Source organism: Streptomyces sp. NRRL WC-3742 (assembly GCF_000720635.1).
Classification (GTDB): Bacteria; Actinomycetota; Actinomycetes; order Streptomycetales; family Streptomycetaceae; genus Kitasatospora.
Genome location: NZ_JOCF01000204.1, coordinates 1 through 537, shown reverse-complemented (window position 1 = coordinate 537; position 537 = coordinate 1). Strand labels below are relative to the sequence as shown.

The 537-nt window shown below is 69.3% G+C and carries 1 pseudogene; it reads left to right on the top strand.

Going from position 1 to position 537, the window contains the following annotated elements:
* A pseudogene (locus tag IH61_RS46660) lies at window positions 1-537 on the top strand (condensation domain-containing protein); the annotation flags it as partial.

The window sequence follows — 537 nt, the reverse complement described above, 5'->3', positions numbered from 1 at the left end:
TTTGACGGGCTTGCCCGACCAGATCACCCTGCCCACCGACCGCCCCCGCCCCGCCGTCTGATTACGTCACGGTGGAGATCGACCCGGAACTTCACCGACGGCTCACGGAGTTGGCCCGGGGCTCCGGCGCCAGCCTCTTCATGGTCCTGCAAGCCGGACTCGCCGCCCTGCTCAAGCGCCTCGGCGCCGACGACGACATCCCCCTCGGCAGCCCCATCGCCGGCCGCACCGACCAGGCCCCGCGAAACCTCCCTCGCCGCCTACGCCCACCAGGACGTCCCCTTCGAATACCTCGTCGAAGTCCTCAACCCCACCCGCACCCTCGCCCACCACCCCCTCTTCCAAATCATGCTCGCCCTCCAGAACGCCCCCGAAGGCACCTTCCAACTCCCCGGCCTCAACGTCGACGTGGCCCCCGGACGCACCGGCACCGCCAAATTCGACCTCTTCTTCAGCCTCGCCGAACGCCGCGGCACCGACGGCGAACCCCAGGGCATCACCGGCGCCGTCGAATACTCCAGCGACATCTACGACGCC